Origin of the sequence: Planococcus kocurii, from assembly GCF_001465835.2 — a bacterium.
In the GTDB taxonomy this organism is placed as follows: Bacteria; Bacillota; Bacilli; order Bacillales_A; family Planococcaceae; genus Planococcus; species Planococcus kocurii.
In genome coordinates this window covers 145,908-171,388 of sequence record NZ_CP013661.2, presented here as the reverse complement: position 1 = coordinate 171,388, position 25,481 = coordinate 145,908, and the positions used below count along the sequence as shown (strand labels likewise).

30 protein-coding genes are annotated in these 25,481 nt (G+C 40.4%); 21 read left to right on the top strand and 9 right to left on the bottom strand.

Annotation, left to right across the window (positions count from 1 at the left end; translation table 11 throughout):
- Nucleotides 1–11: 11 nt before the first annotated feature.
- The 4 genes from AUO94_RS00880 (at nt 12) to rnz (ending at nt 4,993) form a co-directional block, all read left to right on the top strand.
- Nucleotides 12–1,553 carry an acyl-CoA carboxylase subunit beta gene (locus AUO94_RS00880; RefSeq protein WP_058385480.1) on the top strand — a complete coding sequence of 514 codons (1,542 nt, stop codon included), beginning with the start codon at nt 12–14 and terminating at the stop codon, nt 1,551–1,553.
- 21 nt (nt 1,554–1,574) lie between these two features.
- Complete coding sequence (locus tag AUO94_RS00875) at nt 1,575–2,693, top strand: M20/M25/M40 family metallo-hydrolase (RefSeq protein WP_058385479.1); 1,119 nt, start codon at nt 1,575–1,577, stop codon at nt 2,691–2,693.
- Between the two features lie 91 nt (nt 2,694–2,784).
- Nucleotides 2,785–4,026 (top strand): DNA polymerase IV, encoded by a 1,242-nt coding sequence (locus AUO94_RS00870; RefSeq protein WP_058385478.1) that lies wholly within the window; start codon nt 2,785–2,787, stop codon nt 4,024–4,026.
- Between the two features lie 7 nt (nt 4,027–4,033).
- Nucleotides 4,034–4,993 carry a ribonuclease Z gene (gene rnz / locus AUO94_RS00865; RefSeq protein ID WP_058385477.1) on the top strand — a complete coding sequence of 320 codons (960 nt, stop codon included), beginning with the start codon at nt 4,034–4,036 and terminating at the stop codon, nt 4,991–4,993.
- A 387-nt stretch (nt 4,994–5,380) separates the two neighbouring features.
- On the opposite strand, the gene namA is transcribed toward rnz, so the two are convergent.
- Nucleotides 5,381–6,397 (bottom strand): NADPH dehydrogenase NamA, encoded by a 1,017-nt coding sequence (gene namA / locus AUO94_RS00860; protein WP_058385476.1) that lies wholly within the window; start codon nt 6,395–6,397, stop codon nt 5,381–5,383.
- Nucleotides 6,398–6,444: 47 nt separating this feature from the next.
- Nucleotides 6,445–7,248, bottom strand: coding sequence for a pyrroline-5-carboxylate reductase (gene proC, locus AUO94_RS00855; RefSeq protein WP_082707482.1), 804 nt, complete (start codon nt 7,246–7,248; stop codon nt 6,445–6,447).
- A 373-nt stretch (nt 7,249–7,621) separates the two neighbouring features.
- Between proC and AUO94_RS00850 the strand changes: the two genes are divergently transcribed.
- The 7 genes from AUO94_RS00850 (at nt 7,622) to AUO94_RS00820 (ending at nt 14,066) form a co-directional block, all read left to right on the top strand.
- Nucleotides 7,622–8,569 carry an MBL fold metallo-hydrolase gene (locus AUO94_RS00850; RefSeq protein ID WP_058385475.1) on the top strand — a complete coding sequence of 316 codons (948 nt, stop codon included), beginning with the start codon at nt 7,622–7,624 and terminating at the stop codon, nt 8,567–8,569.
- A gap of 92 nt (nt 8,570–8,661) precedes the next feature.
- Entirely contained in the window at nt 8,662–9,222 is a 561-nt protein-coding gene (locus tag AUO94_RS00845; protein WP_058386911.1) for a DUF3221 domain-containing protein, read from the top strand.
- Between the two features lie 137 nt (nt 9,223–9,359).
- Nucleotides 9,360–10,592 (top strand): argininosuccinate synthase, encoded by a 1,233-nt coding sequence (locus AUO94_RS00840; protein WP_058385474.1) that lies wholly within the window; start codon nt 9,360–9,362, stop codon nt 10,590–10,592.
- Nucleotides 10,589–11,962 (top strand): argininosuccinate lyase, encoded by a 1,374-nt coding sequence (gene argH, locus AUO94_RS00835; protein WP_058385473.1) that lies wholly within the window; start codon nt 10,589–10,591, stop codon nt 11,960–11,962. Before AUO94_RS00840 ends, argH begins: the two co-directional genes overlap by 4 nt.
- A gap of 552 nt (nt 11,963–12,514) precedes the next feature.
- The gene (locus tag AUO94_RS00830; RefSeq protein ID WP_058385472.1) at nt 12,515–13,225 is read left to right on the top strand and encodes a cytochrome c biogenesis CcdA family protein; all 711 of its coding nucleotides are present in this window, start codon (nt 12,515–12,517) and stop codon (nt 13,223–13,225) included.
- A 24-nt stretch (nt 13,226–13,249) separates the two neighbouring features.
- Nucleotides 13,250–13,573: a thioredoxin family protein gene (locus AUO94_RS00825; protein WP_058385471.1), complete on the top strand. Its 324-nt coding sequence runs from the start codon at nt 13,250–13,252 to the stop codon at nt 13,571–13,573.
- Nucleotides 13,566–14,066, top strand: a complete 501-nt coding sequence (locus tag AUO94_RS00820; protein WP_058385470.1) for a CcdC family protein — start codon at nt 13,566–13,568, stop codon at nt 14,064–14,066. Before AUO94_RS00825 ends, AUO94_RS00820 begins: the two co-directional genes overlap by 8 nt.
- Before the next feature lie 14 nt (nt 14,067–14,080).
- Here AUO94_RS00820 and AUO94_RS00815 read toward each other — a convergent pair whose 3' ends face one another.
- Entirely contained in the window at nt 14,081–14,515 is a 435-nt protein-coding gene (locus tag AUO94_RS00815; protein ID WP_058385469.1) for a DUF2621 domain-containing protein, read from the bottom strand.
- A gap of 119 nt (nt 14,516–14,634) precedes the next feature.
- Here AUO94_RS00815 and AUO94_RS00810 point away from each other — a divergent pair, with 119 nt between their 5' ends.
- The 4 genes from AUO94_RS00810 (at nt 14,635) to AUO94_RS00800 (ending at nt 15,939) form a co-directional block, all read left to right on the top strand.
- Complete coding sequence (locus AUO94_RS00810) at nt 14,635–14,853, top strand: DUF1659 domain-containing protein (RefSeq protein ID WP_058385468.1); 219 nt, start codon at nt 14,635–14,637, stop codon at nt 14,851–14,853.
- A 21-nt stretch (nt 14,854–14,874) separates the two neighbouring features.
- Nucleotides 14,875–15,090: a DUF2922 domain-containing protein gene (locus AUO94_RS00805; protein ID WP_058385467.1), complete on the top strand. Its 216-nt coding sequence runs from the start codon at nt 14,875–14,877 to the stop codon at nt 15,088–15,090.
- Nucleotides 15,091–15,152: 62 nt separating this feature from the next.
- A complete protein-coding gene (locus AUO94_RS16955) occupies nt 15,153–15,281 on the top strand; it encodes a YvrJ family protein (protein ID WP_078080368.1) in 129 nt (42 codons plus the stop codon).
- 94 nt (nt 15,282–15,375) lie between these two features.
- Entirely contained in the window at nt 15,376–15,939 is a 564-nt protein-coding gene (locus AUO94_RS00800) for an SCO family protein (RefSeq protein ID WP_058385466.1), read from the top strand.
- A 283-nt stretch (nt 15,940–16,222) separates the two neighbouring features.
- Here the strand turns inward: AUO94_RS00800 and mscL are convergent, their stop codons facing one another.
- The gene (mscL, locus tag AUO94_RS00795) at nt 16,223–16,612 is read right to left on the bottom strand and encodes a large conductance mechanosensitive channel protein MscL (protein WP_058385465.1); all 390 of its coding nucleotides are present in this window, start codon (nt 16,610–16,612) and stop codon (nt 16,223–16,225) included.
- Nucleotides 16,613–16,768: 156 nt separating this feature from the next.
- Here mscL and AUO94_RS00790 point away from each other — a divergent pair, with 156 nt between their 5' ends.
- Nucleotides 16,769–17,407 (top strand): lytic transglycosylase domain-containing protein, encoded by a 639-nt coding sequence (locus tag AUO94_RS00790; protein WP_058385464.1) that lies wholly within the window; start codon nt 16,769–16,771, stop codon nt 17,405–17,407.
- Nucleotides 17,408–17,450: 43 nt separating this feature from the next.
- Here the strand turns inward: AUO94_RS00790 and AUO94_RS00785 are convergent, their stop codons facing one another.
- From AUO94_RS00785 to AUO94_RS00775, 3 genes are all read right to left on the bottom strand, one after another.
- The gene (locus AUO94_RS00785; RefSeq protein ID WP_058385463.1) at nt 17,451–17,705 is read right to left on the bottom strand and encodes a GlsB/YeaQ/YmgE family stress response membrane protein; all 255 of its coding nucleotides are present in this window, start codon (nt 17,703–17,705) and stop codon (nt 17,451–17,453) included.
- 90 nt (nt 17,706–17,795) lie between these two features.
- The gene (locus AUO94_RS00780) at nt 17,796–18,338 is read right to left on the bottom strand and encodes a cysteine hydrolase family protein (protein ID WP_058385462.1); all 543 of its coding nucleotides are present in this window, start codon (nt 18,336–18,338) and stop codon (nt 17,796–17,798) included.
- Between the two features lie 313 nt (nt 18,339–18,651).
- Nucleotides 18,652–19,521, bottom strand: a complete 870-nt coding sequence (locus AUO94_RS00775; RefSeq protein ID WP_058385461.1) for a tyrosine-type recombinase/integrase — start codon at nt 19,519–19,521, stop codon at nt 18,652–18,654.
- A 222-nt stretch (nt 19,522–19,743) separates the two neighbouring features.
- Here AUO94_RS00775 and AUO94_RS00770 point away from each other — a divergent pair, with 222 nt between their 5' ends.
- The 4 genes from AUO94_RS00770 (at nt 19,744) to AUO94_RS00755 (ending at nt 23,970) form a co-directional block, all read left to right on the top strand.
- On the top strand, nt 19,744–20,247 hold the full coding sequence (locus AUO94_RS00770; protein ID WP_058385460.1) for a DinB family protein: 504 nt from the start codon (nt 19,744–19,746) through the stop codon (nt 20,245–20,247).
- Between the two features lie 128 nt (nt 20,248–20,375).
- The gene (acnA, locus tag AUO94_RS00765; protein WP_058385459.1) at nt 20,376–23,090 is read left to right on the top strand and encodes an aconitate hydratase AcnA; all 2,715 of its coding nucleotides are present in this window, start codon (nt 20,376–20,378) and stop codon (nt 23,088–23,090) included.
- A 147-nt stretch (nt 23,091–23,237) separates the two neighbouring features.
- The gene (locus AUO94_RS00760; RefSeq protein WP_058385458.1) at nt 23,238–23,678 is read left to right on the top strand and encodes an acyl-CoA thioesterase; all 441 of its coding nucleotides are present in this window, start codon (nt 23,238–23,240) and stop codon (nt 23,676–23,678) included.
- Entirely contained in the window at nt 23,662–23,970 is a 309-nt protein-coding gene (locus AUO94_RS00755; protein ID WP_058385457.1) for a hypothetical protein, read from the top strand. The genes AUO94_RS00760 and AUO94_RS00755 overlap by 17 nt, the downstream gene beginning before the upstream one ends.
- A gap of 15 nt (nt 23,971–23,985) precedes the next feature.
- Here the strand turns inward: AUO94_RS00755 and AUO94_RS00750 are convergent, their stop codons facing one another.
- The gene (locus AUO94_RS00750; protein ID WP_058385456.1) at nt 23,986–24,276 is read right to left on the bottom strand and encodes a HesB/YadR/YfhF family protein; all 291 of its coding nucleotides are present in this window, start codon (nt 24,274–24,276) and stop codon (nt 23,986–23,988) included.
- Between the two features lie 20 nt (nt 24,277–24,296).
- A complete protein-coding gene (plsY, locus tag AUO94_RS00745; RefSeq protein WP_058385455.1) occupies nt 24,297–24,890 on the bottom strand; it encodes a glycerol-3-phosphate 1-O-acyltransferase PlsY in 594 nt (197 codons plus the stop codon).
- A gap of 130 nt (nt 24,891–25,020) precedes the next feature.
- Between plsY and AUO94_RS00740 the strand changes: the two genes are divergently transcribed.
- On the top strand, nt 25,021–25,434 hold the full coding sequence (locus AUO94_RS00740; protein ID WP_058385454.1) for a CoA-binding protein: 414 nt from the start codon (nt 25,021–25,023) through the stop codon (nt 25,432–25,434).
- Nucleotides 25,435–25,481: the final 47 nt, after the last annotated feature.

Sequence of the window (25,481 nt, the reverse complement as noted above, 5' to 3'; positions counted from 1 at the left end):
GGAGTGGGGAAATGGATATTTACGAAAGAATCAATGAATTGTACGACCGTAAACGCGAGATCGAACTTGGTGGTGGCGAAGAGCGCATCAAAAAGCAGCACGATAAAGGCAAGCTGACAGCGCGTGAACGAATTGATTTATTAGTCGACGAGGGAACATTTGTTGAACTGAGCCCGTTTGTTGAACATCGCACAACCGATTTCGGTATGGCAGAAGGTCCTGGTGAAGGGGTAGTCACGGGGTACGGTAAAGTAAATGGCAGAGCGATTTACTTGTTTTCGCAGGACTTTACTGTTTTTGGTGGAGCTTTAGGGGAAATGCATGCGAAAAAAATTGCCAATGTCATGGATTTAGCTGCACGAAACGGCGCACCTTTTATCGGGTTAAACGATTCCGGTGGTGCACGTATTCAAGAAGGTGTCTTGTCCCTAGATGGCTATGGCCAGATTTTTTATCGCAACTCGATTTATTCTGGAGTTATTCCGCAAATCTCTGTTATTATGGGACCTTCTGCAGGCGGCGCAGTTTATTCGCCAGCGATTACGGACTTTGTGTTTATGGTCGATAAAACGAGCCAAATGTTTATTACTGGACCGAAAGTCATTGAAACCGTTACTGGTGAGAAAATTTCCTCTGAAGACCTTGGAGGATCGAAAGTACATACAGCAATTAGCGGCAATGCGCACTTCCGTGGGGACTCAGAACAAAAAGTGCTGGAAATGGTACGTCAATTGATTAGCTATTTGCCGCAGAATAATACGGAAATGCCTCCGCGTCTGGATGGTGGAGAAGAAGATGATTACCGTCCAGATTTAGCTGACGTCGTCCCTTTTGAAGCGATTCGGCCATATGACGTGCGTAAGGTAGTTGAACAAGTTGTCGATAAAGACAGTTTTATGGAAGTGCAACCAGAATTTGCGCGTAACATTGTTATTGGCCTGGCACGCATCAAAGGGGAAACGGTTGGGTTAATCTGTAACCAACCGAAAGTCATGGCAGGTGGGCTTGATATCGATTCTTCTGATAAAGCAGCCCGTTTTATTCGCTTCTGTGATTCGTTTAATATTCCGCTGATTACATTTGAAGATGTTACAGGATTCTTCCCAGGTATTAAGCAAGAACACGGCGGTATTATCCGTCACGGAGCGAAAATTTTATATGCTTATTCAGAAGCAACTGTGCCTAAAATGACTGTGATCCTAAGAAAAGCGTACGGCGGTGCTTACGTTGCACTTAACTCTAAATCTATCGGTGCGGATTTGGTTTATTCATGGCCAAATGCAGAAATTGCGGTTATGGGTCCAAATGGCGCAGCGAATATCATTTTTGCACGCGAAATCGCGGCAAGCGACAACCCAGAAGAAACGCGTGCAGCAAAAATTGAGGAATACCGTGTTAAATTCGCGAATCCTTATGTTGCGGCTGCCCGTGGCATGGTCGATGATGTTATTGACCCACGCGAAACGCGCATCAAATTGATTCAAGCATTAGAAATGATGCGCAATAAAAAAGATACGCGTCCTGCAAAAAAACACGGCAATATGCCGCTGTAAGATATAGAAGGAGTGTTTTAGATGAATAGCGAAAGATTAATGGATGAATTTTTGGAATTGCTTCAAATTGATTCTGAAACAAAACACGAAGGCGTCATTTCTCTAATTTTAAAAACTAAGCTTGAAGCGATGGGTTTTCATGTTGTAATAGACAATACAGCTGAAGTTACAGGTCATGGTGCAGGTAATATTATTGCTACACTGCGGGGAACATTAAGTCATGTTGCGCCTATATATTTCACAGTTCACATGGACACCGTTACACCGGGAGTAGGGGTTAAACCTGAAATTCGTGACGGCTATGTTTATTCAGACGGCACGACGATTTTAGGTGCAGATGACAAAGCAGGTATTGCTGCTTTGTTTGAAATGATCCGGGTGCTTCAGGAACAGCAAATTGAGCATGGCGATATTCAATTGGTTATTACAGCTGGAGAAGAAAGTGGCTTGGTCGGTGCGAAAGAAATGGATCCTTCGCTATTAATTGCAAAATACGGCTATGCCGTAGACAGCGACGGTAAAGTTGGGGGCATTGTTACAGCTGCACCAAACCAAGCGAAATTGTGGACGACCATTTATGGGAAAACAGCACATGCTGGAATTGCACCAGAAAAAGGAATTTCAGCTATTAGTATTGCTGCAAAAGCGATTGCTAAAATGACCTTAGGCCGTATAGATGAAGAAACAACAGCAAATATCGGACATTTTGAAGGTGGCGGTGCTACTAATATTGTTTGTGATGAAGTCCATATTTTGTCAGAAGCACGTTCAATTAGCGAAGACAAACTAGCTGCACAGACTATCCACATGGAAACTGTTTTTGAACAAGTAGCAGAAAATCTAGGTGGACGTGCAAAAACAGAAGTTAAACTAATGTATCCAGGATTCTACTTTGATGACATGGATCCAGTTGTTGAAATTGCTCAAAAAGCAGCAGCTAAAATCGGTCGTCCGTCGCCAATCCTAACAAGTGGAGGCGGTAGTGATGCTAATATTTTCAACGGTTTTGGTGTCCCTACTGTTAACTTATGTGTAGGCTATGAAGAGATCCATACAAAAAATGAACGGATGCCAATCGAAGAACTTGAAAAATTGACGGAATTACTCGTTGAAATTGTTAAAGAATCAACTACTAACTAACTAATAGAAGCTTCACAGAAAAGAGAGAACAGGATGTATGTTCTCTCTTTTTTTGATACACTGAAAAGAAAAGGAAAGTGGAGAGCGCTTTATGGCTAGCCGAGTTATTTTTCATATTGATATGAATAGTTTTTATGCTTCCGTTGAACAATCACATAATCCGGAACTAAAAGGCAAAGCGATTGCTATAGCTGGAAATCCCAAGGAACGTAAAGGCATTATCGTTACGTGTTCCTACGAAGCGAGAGCCTATGGCATTTATACGACAATGCAAGTACATGAAGCCAAACGTAAGTTTCCTGGACTTTTAGTATTGCCACCGAATTTTGAACGTTACCGAGCAGCCTCTAAAGCAATGTTCGAGATTTTGCGTTCCTATACGGAGATGGTCGAACCCGTATCGATTGACGAGGGCTATGTGGACGTCACGGAATTGACACAACAACAGCATGCACTTGAAATTGCTAAAAACATTCAACAACGCTTGCTTGCCGAATTAGACTTGCCTTGCTCTATTGGCATTGCTCCTAATAAATTTTTAGCCAAAACGGCTTCCGATATGAAAAAACCGATGGGCATTACGATATTGCGAAAACGCGATATTCAAACTTTACTATGGCCAAATTCCGTCATTGATATGCATGGTATTGGTGACAGTACAGCAACGAGGCTAAAAAGTTTGAAAATCGAAACAATCGGTGAGTTGGCTCTAGCAAATGAAGGGTTGATTAAAGAAAAGATGGGTAAAAATGGAGTTCGCCTGCAGGCACGTGCCAATGGTATCGATGACCGTCAAGTTGATCCCGATTCGATTTATGATACAAAAAGTGTGGGTACGTCAACTACCCTACCGGTAGATGAAACAGATGAACAAAATTTAAAAGCCTTATTTCGTCAGCTCAGTCAAAAAGTGGCTAACCGTCTAGAAGCTAAAGAATTAGCGGGTCCCACCGTCAGCATTCAAACCCGTAGCTCTGATTGGAAAAACAGAACGCGCAGCGTTACGCTAAACAACACGGTTTGGAAAGCCGATGATATTCACCGCAATGCATGGCAATTGTTTACGAAGCATTGGAACGGTGAGCCTTTGCGGCTGATTGGCGTGACGGTATCGAATGTGGCTGCTAAAGTCGATATGACAGAACAATTGTCGATTTTCAATTTCCAAGAACATGTTAAAGAAGAACCTATCCTCGATTTGATGGCTAAACTGGAAAGTCGTTTTGGGAAAAGTGTCTTAACACGAGGAACAAAAATAAAAAAAGTAAACTATGATTCCCAAACAAGCTTTAGTAAAGATTTTCTTGACGATCATGATCATGACAGAAAGTAGGAGACATATGCAATTATTATTTCTTGGTACCGGTGCTGGAATGCCTTCTAAACAACGTAATACTTCTGCATTAGTACTAAAATTGCTGGAAGAAAGGGGAACTGTTTGGTTATTTGACTGCGGAGAAGCGACGCAGCACCAAATTCTCCATACAACCATTAAGCCGCGCAAAATCGAAAAAATTTTTATTACTCATATGCATGGAGATCATATTTTCGGCTTGCCTGGCCTTCTCGGGTCTCGTTCATTCCAAGGCGGAGATGAACCACTTGAAATTTATGGTCCCTCGGGAATTAAAGAATACATTGAAATGACGTTAAAATTGAGTCGTACGCATTTAACTTACTCGGTTGTTTATCATGAATTAGTAGAAGGTTTGTTATTTGAGGATGAGCTAATGACAGTAGAAACCCGGCTGCTAGATCATGTTATTCCGTCCTATGGTTTTAGAATTACCCAAAAACCATTACCGCCAAAGTTACTTATTAACAAAGCACTAGCTCTTGGTGTTCCAAAAGGTCCGTTACTAGCGAAGTTAAAAAATGGGGAAGATGTGGAAACCCTTACTGGTCAATTAGTCCGTAGTCAAGATGTAACTGAGCCAGAAGAGCGAGGATTTGTTGTTGCAATTCTGGGAGATACGCGGTTTTGTCACGCTGCTGTCGAGTTGAGTCAAGGGGCTGATGTTTTAGTGCATGAGGCAACCTTTGATGGCACTGCTAAAAAGATGGCTGGCGAATATGGCCATTCAACCGTATATGATGCTGCTAAAACAGCTCGTTTAGCTGGTGCTACTGCATTAATCATAAATCATATTAGTGCACGTTTTTTACCGGAAGACGACAAATTTTTGTTGAAACAAATGAGGGAAATACAGCCACATGGATTTATTGCTCACGATTTTTTAGAGTTGGAATGGCTACAGCACGCTAAAAAAATTAGGAAAAAAAAGCCAAGTCATTCCTAGGGGATGGCTTTTTTTGGTTAATAATAAAATTATTTTTGGGAATAATAGAACATACGTTCTTTTTGTGTTAAAATAAAGTTACAGTTGTATGAGGGCGGTTTGGCCATTCCCGTTGAAAGGGGGTGGTATCATGACCATCACAGAATCATTCGGTCTCGTTTTTGCGAGTATCGGATTAACGATCAGCGCATTAACACTTGTCGTTTCCATGATTTTGGTCATTAACAAAAAAAAATAACCGTCCCATGTGGCGTGGAATGACGGTTATTTTTAAGCCTATATTCCAGCCAACCGCTCTCGTGGCGGCATACAGCTGGCCGAATGCGAAAGCATTCGGTTTTTTACGTTATCTTAAGTATACTAAATCTTAAGTATTTTGCAACCGCCTTATACCCAACCACGTTCATACGGCACTGGAGCGGTGATTTCCGCTTTAAGTTCTTTAGCAGCAGTATATGCCCAATAAGGGTCGCGAAGCAGCTCGCGTGCCAGGAAGACCATATCTGCACGCTCATTTTGGAGTATCTCTTCTGCTTGCAACGGACTAGTGATCAAGCCAACTGCACCAGTCGCAATTGGTGTGAGCTTTTTGATGGTTTCTGCAAATGGTACTTGGTAGCCAGGGAATACCGATATGCGGGCTGGTACCACAGCACCAGAACTAACATCGATTAAATCGACGCCTTGCTGTTTCATCCATTGCGACATTTCTACATATTGCTCTGGTGTCATGCCCCCATCACTGTAATCGTGCGCAGAAATTCGAACGAATAGCGGGCCATTCCATACTTCATTGACAACATCTATGACTTGTTTCAAAAGACGATAACGGTTTTCAGCGTTACCGCCGTATAAGTCGCTTCGTTTATTGGTTAAAGGAGACAAGAATTGGTTGATTAAGTATCCATGTGCTGCATGAATTTCGATGACATCGAATCCGGCTTTTTTCGCGCGGATCGCTCCGTTTTTAAACGCTTCAATTGTTTCTTCAATGTCTCTTAAAGACATTTCTTTGGGTGTTTGATAGCTGTCATCAAAAGCAATAGCACTTGCAGAATAGATAATGCCGTCAACTGTTGCTTTTCTACCAGCGTGTGCCAATTGAATGCCAGTTTTGGCACCGTTTTGTTTCATCAACCGGACAACTTCTGCTTGTCCATCAATCTGGTGATCATTCCAAATGCCAAGATCTCTTGATGAAATGCGACCTTGTGGTTGAACTGCTGTTGCTTCTGTAATAATGAGACCGACGCCTCCGACTGCACGACTTGGATAATGAACGCGGTGCCAGTCTGTTATTTTGCCATCTTCTTGATCGCTTTGGTACATACACATCGGTGCCATAACGATACGATTTTTAAAAACAGTTTCTTTAATTGTAAATGATTCAAATAGCTTTGCCATGGAATGCCCTCCTCATATAGATACAACTACAAATTATACAGCAGCATTTATTTAAATTCTTTTCCAAGCGCTTGAGATCGTTGGGAAGCTTTCGTGACACATTGTCCGACAATGTCTTTAAAGTTATTTTCTGCCAGTGAGTTTAGACCCGCTGCAGTTGTGCCGTTTGGACTGGTTACTTTTATTCGCAACTCAGCAAAATCTTCTTGTTGCAGCATTTCAGCAGCACCTGCAAAAGTTTGGCGTACTAGTTTTTTTGCATCGGCATGGGACAATCCATTCTCAATAGCCGCTTCAGTCATTGCTTCAGCAAAATAATAAATATAAGCTGGTCCACTTCCTGCAACTCCAGTAACGGCATGCAATTGTTCTTCTTCAACGACTGTGACACCGCCAATCGACGACAGTAGATCTCGTAATTCATGTTGCTGTTCCAGAGAAACGTGTTTGCTCCATGCGACGCCGGTCGCCGATTTCCCGATTTTCGCAGAAGTATTCGGCATTGCACGTGCGACTGGAAAATCCCCGACATGTTTTTGAATCGTTGCAATTGAAACGCCTGCTGCGACAGACAAGATAACTGTGTTACCCGTCAATTTTTCTTTAATTCCACTGAGTGCTGCTTCTACATCTTTCGGTTTCATCGCAAGTAAGACGAAATTGGCATCTTTTAATTCTGTTTGTTCCTCGCAAACGATATTCACACCATATTCGTCACTTAGAAATTCAAGTCGGTCCTGATCTGATCGGTTCATCACCGAAATTTCTTCTGGTTTCATAATTCGCTTATTGATCCAGCCATGAATCATGGATTCGGCCATGGATCCGGCTCCAACACAGACAATTTTCATTTGTATCACTCTCTTTCCTCATAATAAAAAGCGCATTCGTCCCTGTTTATACAAGGACGAAAACGCTTTGTTTCCGCGGTACCACCTAAGTTTGCCATCAAGACACCACTCGATATCCATAACGCGGACAGACGGCCGTGTTTTCACGGCAGCTCAAAAGCAGGTTCTACAAAGGAGAGGGGGCGTGCATTTCAGCTAAAGCAACACTCTCTTGACACCTTCACTTTGTGTACTATTCTTTATCTTCGCTCACATATGTTAATAAATTATAGAGGATAGCTTGACTCTTTGTCAAATAGCGTAAAGAAGTGACGATTTCAAATTTTCCATGTATGATAGATGAATAGTCATTCATTTAGAGGAGATGGTTAATTTGACTTTACATAAGATTATTATTCCGACACCGTTTGCTGTAGGAGATGTTAATTCTTACTTGATACAAGGTGACATGCTAACTTTGATCGATGCCGGACCTAAAACTCCCGAAGCTTGGCTCGCTTTAAAAGCGGGACTTAAAGAATTTGGTGCAGAACCAAAAGATGTGGACCAAGTTGTACTAACGCATCATCACCCGGATCATTCCGGGTGGGTAGATGGCTTTGAGAACGCGAAATTATACGGACATCCTTATAACGATCCTTGGCTTCGCCGTGACCAAGATTTTTTTGATTACCATGACGCGTTTTACTTGGAAAGATTAAAGGAAGAAGGAGTTCCAGGCGATTTGCATTTTTGGGTTAAAAAAATGAAACGGCCCTTAAATTTAATGGGCAATCGTCCACTAGATATGTTCATTAATGAAGGAGATACGCTACCAGGACACACTGAGTGGCAAGTTCTTGAAACACTCGGACATGCACAGAGCCACTTATCATTTTGGAATGCACAGACGCGTGAAATGATTGGAGGCGATCATGTGATCGCGACCGTATCTTCCAATCCATTAATAGAACCACCACTAGATCCTGCACTCGGCCGCCCGAAATCGTTGCTTCAATATAATGCTTCGCTCAGACGCTTACTAAAAATGCCGATTGATGTGATTTACAGTGGTCATGGTGAAGAAGTACGCAATGTCAACGAATTGATTACTTCTCGTTTAACAAAGCAACATCAACGTGCCATGAAAACGCTTGGCATTATTGGGAAAGGTCAGTGCACGGTTTATGAACTGACAAAAGAACTGTTTGCTCATGCTTACGAAAAAGAATTGGGACTTACCTTATCGGAAACCATTGGCCAAATTGACTACTTGTTAGAAGACGGTTCCATCGTAGAGCAGTTGAGTAAAGATGGCATTTTCTATTACAGTAAAGTATAGCTCGACCGATAATTGCAACTATTCCGTATAACAGGTAAAATTAATTGAACAGTGTAGACATCACGAATTTACAGGAAAAGGAATGGGTAGCTTTGAAAAAATGGAGTTTATTTTTAGCTAGTATCCTGCTACTTGCAGCATGCTCAAATGAAGAAACTGAACCGGCTAAAACAAAAGAAAAAGACGAGCCGGAGATGGCAGTCGAACAAAAAAGTATGACAGAAGAAGGATTTATCACTCAAGTCGATGGAGAAAGCATCCTTGTCAATAATATCTATTTCAGCATTCCTGAAGATGTTAACGTTCAGTTAAGTGATGGCGCCAAAACGACTGAAGGTGTAATCCGTGATATTCGTACAGGGATGAAAGTTAGCATGGACTATCAAGGTCCGCTTGCAGAGTCTTTTCCTATGCAAGGAGAGGCGGAAACCATTACGATTCTAACGGACGAGGATTCTGTCAAACAATCAGAAGCACTTGAAGCATTTATCAATGGTGAGCAATTGCCAAAATTGATTATGATGGGGCAACCAATTGTTCGCGACAACGAAATCGGATTTTTGTTCAGCAATATGGAGGCAGGAAAAATGTCTGAAGTGCGTATCGATCTTGATACGCATGAATATACTATAAGTGGAGAACTAAATGAGTAATCAAAAAAAGTAGCTGCGGCTGCTTTTTTTTTTTTTTGAAAATTTCTGCTCGTATGTGTTGCACTTACTAAATATCCATGATATTATGTGTATATTCATATAATAAGTTGCATAAAAATACATTGGAGGTTTTCATATTGACTAAAAAAATTGTACTCGCATACTCAGGTGGATTAGATACATCGGTGGCCATCCCGTGGCTCAAAGAAGAAGGCTACGACGTTGTCGCTGTGTGCCTGGATATCGGGGAAGGAAAAGATTTGGATTTTATTAAACAAAAAGCGCTTCAAGTGGGAGCGGTTGAAAGTTATATGATTGATGCAAGAGACGAATTTGCAGATGAATATGCATTAATCTCGTTGCAAGCTCATACATTGTATGAAGGGAAATATCCATTGGTGTCTGCCTTGTCTCGTCCACTGATTTCAAAAAAATTAGTTGAAATTGCAGAAGCAACTGGATCAACTGCAGTAGCACATGGGTGTACGGGCAAAGGCAATGATCAAGTACGTTTTGAAGTTTCGATCAAGTCGTTAAACCCAAATCTTGAAGTTGTAGCACCAGTTAGACAATGGGGATGGTCACGTGATGAAGAAATCGCTTATGCAAAACTGCATAATATTCCAATCCCAGTGAATTTGGATAGCCCATTTTCAATCGATCAAAATCTATGGGGACGTGCCAACGAATGTGGCGTATTGGAAAACCCATGGACTACTCCACCAGAAGAAGCTTATGACATTACAAATTCTCTTGAAACAACACCAGATACAGCGGATATTGTTGAAATCGAATTTGTTAACGGAGTTCCAACTCAATTAAACGGTATTTCGTACTCATTTTCTAAATTGATCTTAGAACTAAATGAGATTGCTGGGAAACATGGTGTCGGTAGAATTGACCATATTGAAAACCGTTTAGTCGGGATCAAATCTCGTGAGGTATATGAAGCTCCTGCAGCGATGACATTAATCGCAGCGCATAAAGAGTTGGAAGATATTACGTTGGTGAAAGAAATGGCTCATTTCAAACCAGTAATCGAGAAAAAATTGACTGAATTAATTTATGAAGGTTTGTGGTTCTCTCCATTACGTGTTGCACTTGAAGCATTTTTAAAAGAAACGCAAGTATTTGTTAACGGAACAGTCCGTGTGAAATTGTTTAAAGGTCATGCAATTATTGAAGGACGTAAGTCAGCAAATTCACTTTACAATGAACAATTAGCGACGTATTCGACAGATGATACATTTAACCACGCGTCTGCAGTTGGCTTTATTGAGTTATGGGGTCTTCCGACAGTTGTGAACTCTATGGTCAACAAAAAAGAAGTGGCAGTTCCTGAAGACTTAAAAGAGAAGGTGAAAGCATGACCAAACTGTGGGGCGGCCGTTTTCAAAAATCGGCCGAACAGTGGGTCGATGAATTTGGTGCTTCCATTGCTTATGACCAAAAGTTGGTCATGGAAGATTTGGAAGGCAGCACGGCGCATGTAAAAATGCTGTCTGCTTGCGAAATTCTTTCTAAAGAAGATGCAGAGCTTATTTTGTCTGGTCTTGCGACACTTAAACAAAAAGCGCAAGACGGGGATTTGGAGTTTAGCGTATCAAATGAAGACATCCACTTAAACTTAGAAAAACAGCTGATCGATGAAATAGGTCCAATTGGCGGTAAATTGCATACAGCCAGAAGTCGGAATGACCAAGTAGCGACAGATATGCATTTGTATTTGAAAAATCGTGTTGGTGAAATTATTGATGCCGTTACGGCTTTCCAAGATGCAATCGTCACGCAAGCGGAAGCGCATGTAGAAACGATTGTCCCTGGCTATACACATCTTCAGCGTGCACAGCCAATCTCGTTTGGTCATCACTTGATGACGTATTTTTGGATGTTACAGCGCGATAAAGAGCGATTAACGGAATCGTTAAAACGCATCGATATTTCACCGCTTGGAGCGGGAGCGATGTCCGGTACAACGTTCCCAATTGACCGCGAAATGTCAGCAAAACTGCTAGGATTTTCAACTGTTTATCAAAATAGTTTAGACGCTGTCAGTGACCGTGACTTTATTTTGGAATTTCTTAGCAATTCGTCGATGTTGATGATGCACATGTCGCGTTTTGCGGAAGAAATTATTCTATGGTCGAGTGAGGAATTTCGTTTTATCGAGTTAGATGATACGTTCTCTACAGGATCAAGTATTATGCCACAGAAGAAAAATCCCGATATGGCAGAATTAATACGTGGAAAAACGGGACGTGTTTACGGCAATTTATTTGGCTTGCTGACGACATTGAAAGGCCTGCCACTGGCTTATAACAAAGACTTGCAAGAAGACAAAGAAGGTATGTTTGATACGGTCCATACCTTACTGGGTTCTTTGCCGATTTTTGAAGGCATGATCCGGACCATGACAGTGCGTACAGAATCTATGGAAAAAGCGGTACACACGGATTTTTCGAATGCTACCGAATTGGCGGACTATCTTGCTGCCAAAGGGATGCCGTTTAGAGAAGCGCATGACGTGACCGGGAAACTCGTTTTCACTTGCATCCAGCGTGGATATTTCTTAAAAGATTTGCCACTTGCTGACCTTCAACAAGCAAGTTCGCTAATCGATGAAGACATTTACCATACCTTAAAGCCGAGAACTGCAGTCGAGAGAAGAAACTCACTGGGAGGCACAGGTTTTGAACAAGTACATCATCAATTGGGACTTGCCAAGCAACTCATCGGGTAAACAGTCCATTCCCTATAGAGCCGCTAGCGATTGGTACTCGCTGTCGGTCCATAGAAGTCGATTTTCCTCTTCCCCTTGGAAAATCGGCTTCTATTTTTTGTGCAATACGCGTATTTTTGGAATTAGGCGGGTTTTTTAAAGAACGGAAAAAACAATATGCTCTAGGAATATTTTTATTGAAGATTGTCGCATTCCTCGGTGTGTTGCCTCCGCGCATTATTAGTTGGGTAGTAATGAAGAAACTCTAACACCCGAATATTTGGTGTGACCAAAATACTTTATAAAGTAGCTGTATTTTTACTTACTATGTAGTAAATTACATAAGTATAATAGCAAAAAATCAAAAACGCTAACAACAAAAAGTCAAAATTACTTGCGAATAGGACGAAAGCTTGCTTGCTTTTCTTAGAAGCAAGCAAGTAGCGAGTAATCCCGTGAAAAAAATAGAGCATTGTAACAGATTATTTGTCCACAAAGATTTCACAGGTGCTAGAGCAGTGTTTCATCTTTAAATTTGGTAAGATGAGAAGAACACAGGAAGGAGAATTACTAGTGGCATCTGATATTAATTTATTTTTGGCTTTTGGTGCTGGCTTTTTAAGTTTTATTTCGCCATGTACGTTGCCTTTGTATCCCGCATTTTTATCCTATATAACGGGTATGACGATGGATGAAATAAAGAACGATAAAAAAGTTATGCAACGACGAGGGATGTATCATACTCTATTTTTCTTACTAGGATTTTCAACAATATTCATTGCACTCGGTTTCAGTACATCATTTTTCTATGAATGGTTTGTCCTTTATGATGACTTGATCCGTCAAATAGGTGCTATCTTTATTGTTCTATTTGGGTTGATGATTGTTGGTGTCTTTTCACCGAAATTCCTTATGCAAGATCGCAAGTTTTCGTTTAAGAATCGTCCGTCTGGATTTTTAGGAACATTCGTTATCGGGTTAGCGTTTGCTGCCGGATGGACACCGTGTACGGGGCCTATCACTGCAGCTATTTATGCTCTTGCTGCCACTAATCCAGGATCTGGTGTTTGGTATATGTTGGCGTATGTGCTTGGCTTTGCTATTCCGTTTTTCGTCTTGTCGTTCTTTGTCGCCCGCATGGGTTGGTTACGTAAGCATAACCAAAAAATCATGAAAATTGGTGGCTATGTTATGATTGGTGTGGGCATACTATTGTTTTTCGATGGTATGACGTATCTAATTCGTATTCTAAGTCCAATTTTCGGTGATTTCCAAGGGTTTTAAATTGACGTTAGGCAGGTGGAAATGATGGAAACCATTACAAAGATAGAAGAATATCAATCTAAAATTAGTGAAGAACAGTCATTTTTACTTTTTGTTAAAACAGACAATTGCTCAGTTTGTGAAGGTTTACGTCCTCAAGTTGAAGATTTTGAAGATGATTATAAAACGCCTTTCTATTTGGTCAATGCTGCCGAAATGCCAGAATTGGCAGGACAGCTGATGCTTTTTACAGCACCTGTCGTTTTATTGTTCCGACAAGGAAAAGAAATAAACCGTTTTGCACGATTTGTGCCAATCGATGAGTTACGTCACCGATTAGATGAGTTGGAGGAGAGTTTAAATGTTTGATCAAATCCCTGCCGAAGTGTATTTGATCGTTTCAACGGTCGGTGCTTTTGCGATGGGTTTGCTGGCAATGTTTATCCGTACAAAATCGGCAAAAAAACCGGCGACGGTCAAGAAAATCATTTTGCCGCCATTTTTTATGTCAACCGGTGCATTGATGTTTGTCTTTCCGTTTTTTCGCGTTCCGCTCATGCAGATTCTCGAGGCGCTAGCAGTAGGCATTCTTTTTTCAACTGTCTTAATATGGACTTCCCGATTTGAAGTCCGTGATGGAGATATTTACTTGAAAAAGTCAAAAGCCTTTGTCTTTATCTTGTTCGGGCTATTGCTAGTACGAGTTATTGGGAAAGTCGTTTTGAGTTCGAGTATAGACATTGGCGAACTAGCAGGCATGTTCTGGATTTTGGCCTTTGGTATGCTTTGGCCATGGCGTATTTCAATGTTGTGGCAATACAAAAAAATCGCAGCAAAAAACAAAAGCGCTATTCCCACTTAAGGGAGTAGCGCTTTTTACTGTTCAAAATATTGTTCGTACGGACTTACATCAATTTTAAGTTCTGCTAGTTTTTTTCGCAGAAATTTATGATCTCGCTTTGGGGTTGCTAAGATATACCCACGGATAATATGCTCGAGTTTCATCTTTTTAGCTTTTTCTTCAAGTAAAACCTGACCGATTCTACCGGCAATTTTCTGTTTTGCTACCGGACGAAATAAATCAGGAACCGGCTGAACCAGCTCATTTAACATTGCCTTTTCTTCGTCGCCCCATAAATGAATCGTTTTATCAACGTAGTATTCTTCCCAGTTCAAATCTGAAAGACCGTCTTCTTTCGGCATAGACTTCAGAAACTTTCTGAACATGAAATATCCACCAATGGCAAAAAGTCCTACCAGTACGAATACCCAAAATAGGATAAACCACAAAAACCAGCCATTCAGTTCCATATTGTTTCACCTCATTTTTCCATTACTTCTATTATAGAAGGATTTAGAAAGAAATTCATCAAAAATGTATCTCTTTTTTCTATCTGTGTCTATATAGCGAATGAAAGGAGGTGAAGAACATGGCCTTTAGTGATTTTAAGAACGCTAGCATTCGTTTTACCTACGATAACGGGTTGGATGTTAACGGCAAAGTAAAGAGAAAGTTTAAATCGTACCACAATGTCAAAGAAGCAGCAGCTGCAGATGGAATCTTTGAAACAGCCGCTGTCTTGACGAATTTTGGAACGAAGACATTGATGGACGTTGAAAAACAATCCGCAATGACAATCTATCAGTAATTATTTTGAGGAGGAGTACAGATGGCAAAAACATTGGAATTGATTTTCACAACTGCTGCAGGAAAAGACGTGACATTGACCGTAGATGAGCCGCGTGCGAATGTGACAGATGCGGAATTGCTGACAGGTATGCAAGCAATCATCACACAAAACGTCTTTGAAGTCGAAGGTTCTTCTTTCACTTCGATAAAAGGTGCACGAGTCATCGAACGAAATGTATTAGAATACGAAGTATAATCACGAAGCTCTCCTAATTTGGGAGAGCTTTTTTTATCAGATGAATGAGGAGGTAAAAGCTTATGGCTGAGTGGATGCAATGGGTTCAAGAACTTGGTTTCCCTATTTTTGTATCTTTTTATTTGATGCACCGTGTGGAAGCAAAATTAGTCGCCATTCACGATGCACTCATCACATTAAAGCTGTCTTGATTTCACAAAATCGTGACAATGGCGGTTTAACATGTATTGTGCTGTTTCTATACTTTCGCTATGATGAAAGAGATGAAAGAGTGGAGGCAATTTTATGCGACTTATTTCTTTTTTAGCATTAGTAAGTTTGGTGCTGCTATTATCAGCATGTGGTAGTTCTACAATTGAAGATTTTTCTTATACAGATCAACGTGGAGATTCAGTGAGCTTAGAAGATTTAAAAGGAACGCCTTGGCTAGCGACTTTTGTTTTTACAAATTGTACGACGGTTTGTCCACCGATGACCTTCAATTTAAGCGATATTCAACAACAACTGGCTGCATCGGGTTTGGAAGATTATAAAATTGTAGCATTTAGCGTTGATCCGGTCGTGGATACACCTGAAACGCTGCAAAACTATTTGGCTCAGTATTCGGTTCCAGATGAATCGAAATGGCATTTGCTAACAGGCTATACCCAACTGGAAATCACTGATTTTGCAAAAAATAACTTTAGTTCATTTGTCCGAAATGACCCTGAGAGTGATCAGGTCATACACGGTACTAATTTTTATCTAGTGGACCAAAAAGGGGTTGTCGTCAATAATTACGACGGCTTTGAAGATGTACCCGTTGAAGATATTAAAAAAGACTTAGGTAAATTAATCGAAGAAAATTAAAGCTTTAAAACACACCAATTCTTGAAGAATTCTGGATACTCAGGACTTTAGAGAAGGTGTGTTTTTTGTTAAAAATAATAAAGTTAAATTAAAATTTTGTTATTTAGCTTGTTTTGTCGTTGGTTATACGGTGAGATTTAGTCGTGCTGAAAATAAGTGGACTTACTTAAAAAAATCCTTTTGAAGCATCGATTAACATAAAAGGGGTGCTCATTCACAAACGAATGGGCACCCCTTTTGTGTTCTGAATCTAGTGTTTGTGACTTTATAGATCAAGGCTTAATCAAAGTTCCTTTTTTTCTTTACCTAATAAATCTCTAATTTCTAAAAGGATTTCCTGGGTTTTGTCCAACACTTCCGGTTCTTCCTCAGCAGGTACATCTTTCTTGCGTTTCATTTTTGTAAAGAGACGGATCACCATAAAGATAGAGAAAGCAATAATGAAAAAGTCAATAATCGATTGGATAAATAAACCGTAATTTAAAACAACATCGTTAAATGTATAACTCCAATTTTCAACGCTTATTCCGCCTACTAATATGCCAACTACTGGCATAATGATGTCTTCAACTAAAGAAGAAACGACTTTCCCAAAAGCAGCTCCAATAACCACCGCTACAGCAAGGTCGAGAACATTTCCTTTCAAAGCAAATTTCTTGAAATCTTCCCACATAAGTTTCACCTCCTGTTCTTAATGAATAATTCTATCAGAAGTATTCTGAAAATTAAAGTTTGTTTCAGCTTTTATATAAGCAGTCTATTGACGAGAAAAGGCATTGCAACAGCAGATATGCTACACTAAAACAAAGGAATGATTAGGTGTGGAGAAATGAAAAAAAAGAAAATACCCAAAAAATACAAGCGTCAACTAGGTTGTCTGATTTTGTTTATCCCTGCAGCTGTCGTTATAGCGACGGTTGGGGTCCTCCTGTTTATGCTTTTTAATGCAACTTCAGTAGTTGACAAAATAAAAGAAGCACCAAGCCATTTGATCGAACTCAAAGTACCGGAAGAAAACATTCCGCTTTATCAAGAAGCGGCAGACGCCTATAATATCCCCTGGACATTACTCGCAGCTCATCACCGGATTGAAACTAGGTTTTCAACGATGGATCCGTTATTATCGCCAGTTGGTGCAGAAGGACATTTGCAATTCATGCCTTGTACATTTGTCGGGTGGAGCCATCCCAGTTGTTCAGGTCAAGGCCAAGGCGATATTAGTGAAGAAGATAAAACAAATCTCGACGTCATTGCTTATTATGGTGGATACGGAGTTGATGGCAATGGAGATGGCATTGCCGATCCATATAATTTAGCGGACTCTCTTTACAGTGCTGCGAATTATTTATCACAAAATGGTGCGGCTGAAGGCGATTTAGAGAATGCTATTTTTCAATACAATCACAGTGATAAATATGTAGCGGATGTACTTCATTATTATCGGTTATATGAAGAAGAATTTAATTAAAGAAAAAAAGAGTGGACAATTGTCCACTCTTTTTTAGTAAGCTTTATGATCTTTTTCTCATAGAACCCATAATCAGGCTTAGTACAAATACGAAGATCAAAGCACCAATTAATGCTGGGATAATCGCTACGCCCCAAATAGCTGGACCTAAATCTCCAAGAATCAATCCGCCTAACCAAGCACCGACGATACCTGCGATAATGTTACCAATGATACCGCCTGGTACATCTTTACCAAGAATCATTCCTGCGATCCAACCGATGATACCACCCATAATTAGATATAAAATAATACCCATTTTTTCCAGCTCCTTTTAAGGTAATGTATAATTGCTACACTTTAGATATAACCTTATTCAGGACATTTGAAACATAAAAACATAAAAAACTTATAAAAGATGTGCGCCTAAGGTTGTGCTGAAGTGGCGCAAAGCCCAGTCATGCCCCGCTTGATCAAAACTTGCAACCCCTTTTTCATGAATATAAATGGTGAAACCTTTGTTGTACGCATCGACTGCTGTATGTAATACGCAGATATCCGTACAGACGCCAACAATATGAATTTCTTCAATTTTTCGTTCGCGTAGAAGTAACTCTAAATGAGTACCAGCAAAAGCACTATACCTAGTTTTATCCATCCAAACGATCTTTTCACTATGTGTTTCATAAACATCTGCAAGACGTCCATATAATTTGCGACCGTAAGTTCCTCTTATGTTATGAGGAGGAAACAGTTTTGCTTCTGGGTGAAAGGCATCATTTTCTTCGTGCAAATCCACCGGCATGATGACTAACTCGCCATCTTCTAGAAATTCCTCAGTCAAGGAACAAATTTTCTCTTCAATAACTTGTCCGGGTTTTCCACATGTTAAGGCCCCATCATCTGCTACAAAATCTACTGTGTAATCTACTACCAACAATGCTTTTTTCATAGTAAGCACTCCTTTCGCAAGTAACTATAAGTATACCGCAAGCTTGCGAACAACACTCAAATAGTTAATTTTTGCAGCTCGCTTTGGAGAAAAAATTCTTGCTATTGTAATAACTTTTCAGTATAATCAGACTATTAAGAAGAGAGGGTGGTCCATATGCAATACGAAAATGTTGAGAAATTGAATAGACAAGCAATGATTTTTGTCGCAATTCATACATTGCTTATTTTAAATTTTGCTTTGGACTTTGGTTTTTTCACATGATTGGAACTAGTAAAACAGCCTATCCCTATTTACACGGGGATAGGCTGTTTTAATTTGTGCCACTTTCTCTTTTTTTCAGTCGAACGAGCGAGTCTTTGAGGATACGCGATGCTGAGTCAATCGAGACGCCAAGTATTTCTTGAATGTCTTCCAAGTTTTTATGTTTCACTGAATAGAGATAATGAACATAAGCAAAGCGGATATCGCCAGAGCGCATGGGCATGCCAACAAAAGAGGATAGCGCTTCTGTGTAATCAGATAGCGAGCCCATCTGAAATAAGGTGTATTCGTTTTTCACTTTAGATGACAATAAATACGGCGTACCACGAAATACAGCACGTTCGATTCCGTCAAGCATGACGGGAATCTCTTTGTCTAAAAATTCTAGGCGGCATTGATAGCCGTCTTTTTTCTCGACGATTAAAGTCAGTTGTCCATTGCCGTCATCAAAATTATCAACATCGATGGTAACCATATCTCGAAGTCGAAGGCCACGTAGATATAAAATATAGAGAATTTTGGCATTTAACGACAAACTGTCAGTTTGCAGCACAGCGTCTTTCTTTTTCAGCAAATCTTCATAATTTAAATAGATATCAGAAGGCGTCAAGTCAAGCTTTCGATTAAATTTAAATTTGGGCATAAAATCGTTTGGTATGCGTCCAATTTGCCACATATAATCAAACCATCTTCTAATGTAAATTAGTTTGCGGTTCAACGTACTGTCTTTAATACCGGATGCATGCTGGTCCTGGAGAAACTGTTGGATGTCAGAAGGACGGATGTCATGCGGTTCTACCGGTTTTTTATAGGTATGTCTCAGAAAGGCGAAGAGCGAGCGAATCAATTGGACTTCATGAACAACCGTATTCGGACTAATGCCGTTATCCAGTCGGAATTTTTCATAACCATAAGGCATTATGCGTCACCTCTTCTAAATGGATTTCCTTAAATTATACCATTAATTCAGAAAAATAGAACGTATTTTCCCTAGTTGATCGCAGTACCACGATCAACTAGGGAAAATGTATCGCGTTGTTGTAGGTAACAAGGAAATCGTTCCGAAACAATGTATATAATTCGAATAGATTAGGGTATGTTAAGAGAGATAGGCAATCAGACAAAAAAGGTGGAAAAAAACATGTTCAAAGAAGATAATGCGAAAATCAGAAATCAAATTCTTCAGGCAGTAGAAGGGATGACGGATGAAAAACTAAACCAGAAACCATCAGCGGAAGAATGGTCAGCTCTTCAGATTTTAGATCATCTTCAACTTATGGAAACGACGGTTGCAAAAGGTGTTTCCTTAGAACTTAAAAATGATGCCAGTGAAAAAGCTCTTAAAAAACCAATTGCATTAACAGCCAATCGGTCGTTTAAAGTGGAGGCGCCTAAAAATGTGATTCCTACAAACGATTTTGTCACACTAGAAGAAATGAAAAAGCGATTAAATGACTCGCATAATTTCTTGTACGAAGTATATGGTTTAGCAACGCCGGAACAACTTGCGCAAAAATCAATGGATCATCCGGTATTCGGAAAAGTTCCACTGAGCCAATGGTTTCCATTTGTTGGACTGCATGAAAAGCGTCACTTCAAGCAGTTAGAGAAGACCTTAAGAAAACTTGATGGCGAAAAAGAATAGTCATTCAAAAAACTTATCACATTCTATAATTTTAATGTAATTTACTTATGCTCCTGCATTCGGTATGATAGAAGAGGAGAGAAGCGCTACCACGGGCTTTTCAGAAGATTCAAAGGAGGAAAACACATATGGCAAAGAGCAGCTTGCACAACAGCCGCACTTCTTTTGAGCTTAACGGCAAAACGTATAATTATTATCGTTTAGCTGCATTAGAAGAAGCAGGGATCGCTAAAGTATCACGCCTTCCTTATTCGATTAAAGTTCTATTGGAATCTGTATTGCGTCAGCATGATGGATATGTTATCAAAGACGAGCACGTAGAAGAATTAGCAAAATGGGGCAAAGATGCGAACAAAGAGGCAGAAGTTCCATTCAAACCTTCACGCGTTATCTTGCAAGATTTCACAGGCGTACCAGTAGTCGTTGATTTGGCCGCACTTCGTTCAGCAATGGCTGAAATGGGTGGAGACCCAAACAAAATCAACCCTGAAATTCCAGTCGATCTTGTTATTGATCACTCGGTTCAAGTGGATAATTACGGGACAGAAGATGCACTGCGCATCAACATGGAGCTCGAGTTTGATCGCAACGCCGAGCGTTACCAGTTCCTTAGCTGGGCTCAAAAAGCATACGACAACTACCGTGCAGTTCCACCTGCAACAGGTATCGTTCACCAAGTTAACCTTGAGTACTTGGCAAATGTTGTCCATGCAGTTGAAAACACTGACGGTACATTTGAAACTTTCCCTGATACATTAGTTGGAACAGATTCACATACGACAATGATCAACGGAATCGGTGTTCTTGGATGGGGCGTTGGTGGTATTGAAGCTGAAGCGGGCATGCTCGGACAACCTTCTTACTTCCCAATTCCAGAAGTTATCGGCGTTAAAATGACTGGCGAACTTCCAAACGGTGCAACAGCTACCGATTTGGCATTAAAAGTGACACAAACATTACGTAAAAAAGGCGTAGTTGGTAAATTTGTTGAGTTCTTCGGCCCTGGTGTTACAACACTGCCACTTGCTGACCGTGCAACAATTGCCAACATGGCTCCAGAATACGGCGCTACTTGCGGATTCTTCCCAGTAGATGAAGAAGCACTAGATTACATGCGTTTAACTGCACGTGATGCAGATCAAATTGCTGTAACAAAAACCTATTTGCAAGCAAACGACATGTTCTTTACAGTCGATAACGAAGAACCAATCTACACAGACCTTGTGGAAATTGACCTTACTGAAATCGAACCAAACCTTGCAGGACCGAAACGTCCACAAGATTTGATTCCGTTATCTCAAATGAAAACTGAGTTCAACAAAGCTGTAACAGGCGAAGAAGGGCCACATGGTTTTGCACTTGATGAAGCAGAAATTGCGAAAACAGCAACGGTTAACTTTAAAGACGGCAGAACTGCTGAAATGAAGACCGGTGCACTGGCAATTGCAGCAATTACGTCTTGTACAAACACTTCTAACCCATACGTAATGCTAGGTGCTGGATTAGTAGCGAAAAAAGCAGTAGAAAAAGGATTAACTCCACCTGCTTATGTGAAAACTTCATTAGCTCCAGGATCTAAAGTCGTTACAGGTTACTTGAACGATTCTGGTTTACTAGATTACATGAACCAAATCGGCTTTAACTTAGTCGGATATGGCTGTACAACATGTATCGGTAACTCAGGTCCATTGCTTCCAGAAATCGAAGAAGCAATTCTTGATAACGATTTACTGGTATCGTCTGTATTGTCTGGTAACCGTAACTTTGAAGGACGTATTCACCCACTTGTCAAAGCAAACTACTTGGCATCTCCAATGCTAGTTGTAGCTTATGCACTTGCTGGAACAGTGGATATCGACTTTGCAGTAGATCCAATTGGTAAAGACAAAGAAGGTAAAGATGTCTTCTTCAAAGACATCTGGCCAACAACTGAAGAAATCAAAAAAACAGTTAAAGATACGGTTACTCCAGAATTGTTCCGTAAAGAATACGAGCATGTATTTAACGAAAACGAAGCATGGAATGCAATCGAAACAAATGACGATTCTTTGTATGAGTTTGATTCGACATCAACTTATATCCAAAACCCGCCATTCTTTGAAGGCTTATCTAAAGAGCCAGCACCAATTCAAGCATTATCTGGTCTACGTGTCGTTGCGAAATTCGCAGATTCTATCACGACTGACCATATTTCACCAGCTGGTGCGATTGGTAAAGATACGCCAGCAGGTCTATACCTTCGTGAAAACGGCGTTGAGCCTCGTAACTTTAACTCTTACGGATCTCGTCGTGGTAACCACGAAGTCATGATGCGCGGAACATTTGCGAACATCCGTATCCGTAACCAAGTAGCTCCAGGGACAACTGGTGGGTATACAACTTACTGGCCAACGGGCGAAACAATGGCGATTTATGACGCAGCGATGAAGTATCAGGAACAAGGCACAGGACTTGTAGTCTTGACTGGTAAAGATTACGGCATGGGTTCTTCTCGTGACTGGGCAGCTAAAGGAACCTTCCTTTTAGGCATCAAAACAGTTATCGCAGAAAGCTATGAGCGTATTCACCGTTCAAACCTCGTGATGATGGGTGTTTTACCGTTGCAATTCGTCAACGGTGAAAGCGCAGATTCTCTTGGATTAACTGGACACGAAACAATCAGCGTTAACTTAACTGATGACGTGAAACCACGCGACGTTCTTACGGTTACAGCTACTGCTGAAAACGGTAAAGTAACGGAGTTCCAAGTACTCGCACGCTTTGATTCTGAAGTGGAAGTAGATTATTTCCGTCACGGCGGTATCTTACAAATGGTACTACGTAACAAATTACTAGAAGTATAAGAACCAACTCAATAAGCTGTCGGGGAATTTCCCGACAGCTTATTTCTCTTTGTAATCGGTTATTTGCTGTAGCCAAGGAGTTAAAGAAATTGATTTGGTACAACCAAAAAGAAATTTCTTGTATACTGATAAAGAGGTGAAATAGACATGTTTATAAGTGAAAAAGAAATTGAAATCCGTTACGCAGAAACCGATCAAATGGGCGTCGTCTATCATGCCAATTATATTATTTGGCTAGAGATAGGACGTACCAAGTTGATTGAAGATATAGGCTTTACATATGCTGGTATGGAGAAAGATGGATACCTATCGCCCGTAATGGATATCTCCATTCAATACAAGGCAGCTCTACGATATGGCCAAAAAGCGTTTGTGCGAACATGGGTAGAGGAGCACGGCCGTTTGCGGACAAAATACGGCTATGAAATCATTCACGAAGACGGAACAATTGCCGCAACCGCAATGTCTGAGCATATTGTTGTTAAAAAAGAGTCATTCCGACCGATTTCCATTCAAAAAGTTAACCCCGAATGGCATAAAAAATACGAAGAAATCAAAAAGCAGGTGCCAGATGGCGTTCGGAATTAAACGATACGAACTCGAACGTTGGAAACAAGGAGTCGAGAGCGGTGAAATTTCATTTTTGACTCATTATTGGGTAGACGATCGTTTCCCAGGCTGCAGTACGGTCACAAAAGTGGGGTGCTGCGACTTAAATAAGTTGGAAACTTGGGGGAAACAGTACGGATTGCAACGTCAATGGATGGATTTACGGGGGGATTATCCGCATTTTGATTTGTTTGGCGAACGCCAACGTGAAATTTTGCAACGTGAGGGCCATTTAGACCAACTGAATAAACTGCAAAATAAAAAAGCATGAATAGCTCATGCTTTTTTATTTTGTGTATGAATAATCGAGTTCGTGTAAGTCATCGTTAACACTGACATCAAGATTGTGTCCGTCAAAATACCAAACATCGTTTTGTTCGACAAAGTAAATAACTTTATCTTGCTCTACTTTGGCTGCTATTTCATTTGGTTGATCTTTTGTGACTCCTAATGAAAAACCAGGCTGCAGCTTGCTTGAACCGCCATACCGGACAAAAAAGCGAACAGCTTCTCCGGATACGACTTCCATTTCTTTTTTAAACCAATCGAGAGCGTCGTTGCTAATGTTAATTTGCATATTACACGTCCTTCCACTGGTTACATCCAGCTGATTTTGGGTTCCGTGCCAGCTCGAATTCGGGTAATGTTGGCGCGGTGACGGAAAATAATGAATAGCGCTAAAACATAAATCACGGCCATAAACAAGTAATCTGCTGAAAAAATTGTGTAAATGGAAATGTAAACGATAAAAACGACCGCCAATATAATTGAAGATAATGATACCATTTTTGTGATTTTTAATGCAACTAAGAACACAGCTACCGCCATAATAAACAATGGCCATTGATAACCGATCAAAATGCCGCCAGAAGTGGCAACTGCTTTGCCTCCTTTAAACTTAGCAAACACGGGATAAATGTGACCAATAACAGCAATGACACCAAGTAATAAGGGATGAATATCAGTAGCGATATAAAAAGGAATTAGTGTAGCCGCTGTTCCTTTTAAGATATCTAGTATTGTTACAACAATTCCTGCTTTTTTTCCGAGTGTCCGAAAGGTATTTGTAGCTCCTAAATTGCCACTTCCTTTTGTGCGGATGTCTGTGTTATAGAATAATTTTCCGATCCATAAGGCAGAAGGAATCGAGCCAAGCAGGTAAGCTAATAGAATAGGCAGCAATATCGTCATGAGGAACTCCTTTACAACAAGCTTATTTTGTAGTTTTAGTTTACCATGACTGAAGTTCTTTAAACAATAGACGACACATTATTCAACAGACAGAACAAAATCGTGTATGATAGAATAAAAAGGACAGGTGATGATTTTGAACAATCCTAGCCGTGTAGAAATTAAAAAAATACTCGATCAGGCAAAAACCATTGCGGTTGTTGGCCTTAGCCCAAACCCTAGCAGAACTTCCTATATCGTCTCAGAATCTATGCAACGAGCAGGATATCGTATCATTCCGGTAAATCCACTAGCAGATGTTGTGCTGGGTGAGAAAAGTTATGCTTCGTTAAGTGACATTCCGGGCAAAGTAGATATCGTTAACGTGTTTAGGCGCAGTGAGTTTCTAGAAGATATCGCAAATGAATTTATGAAAATGGAGTGTCCTGTATTTTGGACACAACTAAATGTAGTAGATGAAAATGTCTTTAATCGACTCAGTGATGCAGGCTATACTGTCATTATGGATCGTTGTGTCAAAGTGGAACACGCCATTCTGAAATAAGGCATCACCGCTAAAGGGCGCTCGGCGCTCTTTTTCTATGAAGTTTG

What these genes read in the sequence shown, in the direction of transcription:
- AUO94_RS00880 (WP_058385480.1), top strand. Translation starts at nt 12, where the DNA reads ATGGATATTTACGAAAGAATCAATGAATTGTACGACCGTAAACGCGAG.
- AUO94_RS00875 (WP_058385479.1), top strand. Translation starts at nt 1,575, where the DNA reads ATGAATAGCGAAAGATTAATGGATGAATTTTTGGAATTGCTTCAAATT.
- AUO94_RS00870 (WP_058385478.1), top strand. Translation starts at nt 2,785, where the DNA reads ATGGCTAGCCGAGTTATTTTTCATATTGATATGAATAGTTTTTATGCT.
- rnz (WP_058385477.1), top strand. Translation starts at nt 4,034, where the DNA reads ATGCAATTATTATTTCTTGGTACCGGTGCTGGAATGCCTTCTAAACAA.
- namA (WP_058385476.1), bottom strand. Translation starts at nt 6,397, where the DNA reads ATGGCAAAGCTATTTGAATCATTTACAATTAAAGAAACTGTTTTTAAA.
- proC (WP_082707482.1), bottom strand. Translation starts at nt 7,248, where the DNA reads ATGAAAATTGTCTGTGTTGGAGCCGGATCCATGGCCGAATCCATGATT.
- argH (WP_058385473.1), top strand. Translation starts at nt 10,589, where the DNA reads ATGACCAAACTGTGGGGCGGCCGTTTTCAAAAATCGGCCGAACAGTGG.
- AUO94_RS00825 (WP_058385471.1), top strand. Translation starts at nt 13,250, where the DNA reads ATGGAAACCATTACAAAGATAGAAGAATATCAATCTAAAATTAGTGAA.
- AUO94_RS00820 (WP_058385470.1), top strand. Translation starts at nt 13,566, where the DNA reads ATGTTTGATCAAATCCCTGCCGAAGTGTATTTGATCGTTTCAACGGTC.
- AUO94_RS00815 (WP_058385469.1), bottom strand. Translation starts at nt 14,515, where the DNA reads ATGGAACTGAATGGCTGGTTTTTGTGGTTTATCCTATTTTGGGTATTC.
- AUO94_RS00810 (WP_058385468.1), top strand. Translation starts at nt 14,635, where the DNA reads ATGGCCTTTAGTGATTTTAAGAACGCTAGCATTCGTTTTACCTACGAT.
- AUO94_RS00805 (WP_058385467.1), top strand. Translation starts at nt 14,875, where the DNA reads ATGGCAAAAACATTGGAATTGATTTTCACAACTGCTGCAGGAAAAGAC.
- AUO94_RS16955 (WP_078080368.1), top strand. Translation starts at nt 15,153, where the DNA reads ATGGCTGAGTGGATGCAATGGGTTCAAGAACTTGGTTTCCCTATTTTT.
- AUO94_RS00800 (WP_058385466.1), top strand. Translation starts at nt 15,376, where the DNA reads ATGCGACTTATTTCTTTTTTAGCATTAGTAAGTTTGGTGCTGCTATTA.
- mscL (WP_058385465.1), bottom strand. Translation starts at nt 16,612, where the DNA reads ATGTGGGAAGATTTCAAGAAATTTGCTTTGAAAGGAAATGTTCTCGAC.
- AUO94_RS00790 (WP_058385464.1), top strand. Translation starts at nt 16,769, where the DNA reads ATGAAAAAAAAGAAAATACCCAAAAAATACAAGCGTCAACTAGGTTGT.
- AUO94_RS00785 (WP_058385463.1), bottom strand. Translation starts at nt 17,705, where the DNA reads ATGGGTATTATTTTATATCTAATTATGGGTGGTATCATCGGTTGGATC.
- AUO94_RS00780 (WP_058385462.1), bottom strand. Translation starts at nt 18,338, where the DNA reads ATGAAAAAAGCATTGTTGGTAGTAGATTACACAGTAGATTTTGTAGCA.
- AUO94_RS00775 (WP_058385461.1), bottom strand. Translation starts at nt 19,521, where the DNA reads ATGCCTTATGGTTATGAAAAATTCCGACTGGATAACGGCATTAGTCCG.
- AUO94_RS00770 (WP_058385460.1), top strand. Translation starts at nt 19,744, where the DNA reads ATGTTCAAAGAAGATAATGCGAAAATCAGAAATCAAATTCTTCAGGCA.
- acnA (WP_058385459.1), top strand. Translation starts at nt 20,376, where the DNA reads ATGGCAAAGAGCAGCTTGCACAACAGCCGCACTTCTTTTGAGCTTAAC.
- AUO94_RS00760 (WP_058385458.1), top strand. Translation starts at nt 23,238, where the DNA reads ATGTTTATAAGTGAAAAAGAAATTGAAATCCGTTACGCAGAAACCGAT.
- AUO94_RS00755 (WP_058385457.1), top strand. Translation starts at nt 23,662, where the DNA reads ATGGCGTTCGGAATTAAACGATACGAACTCGAACGTTGGAAACAAGGA.
- AUO94_RS00750 (WP_058385456.1), bottom strand. Translation starts at nt 24,276, where the DNA reads ATGCAAATTAACATTAGCAACGACGCTCTCGATTGGTTTAAAAAAGAA.
- plsY (WP_058385455.1), bottom strand. Translation starts at nt 24,890, where the DNA reads ATGACGATATTGCTGCCTATTCTATTAGCTTACCTGCTTGGCTCGATT.
- AUO94_RS00740 (WP_058385454.1), top strand. Translation starts at nt 25,021, where the DNA reads ATGATTTTGAACAATCCTAGCCGTGTAGAAATTAAAAAAATACTCGAT.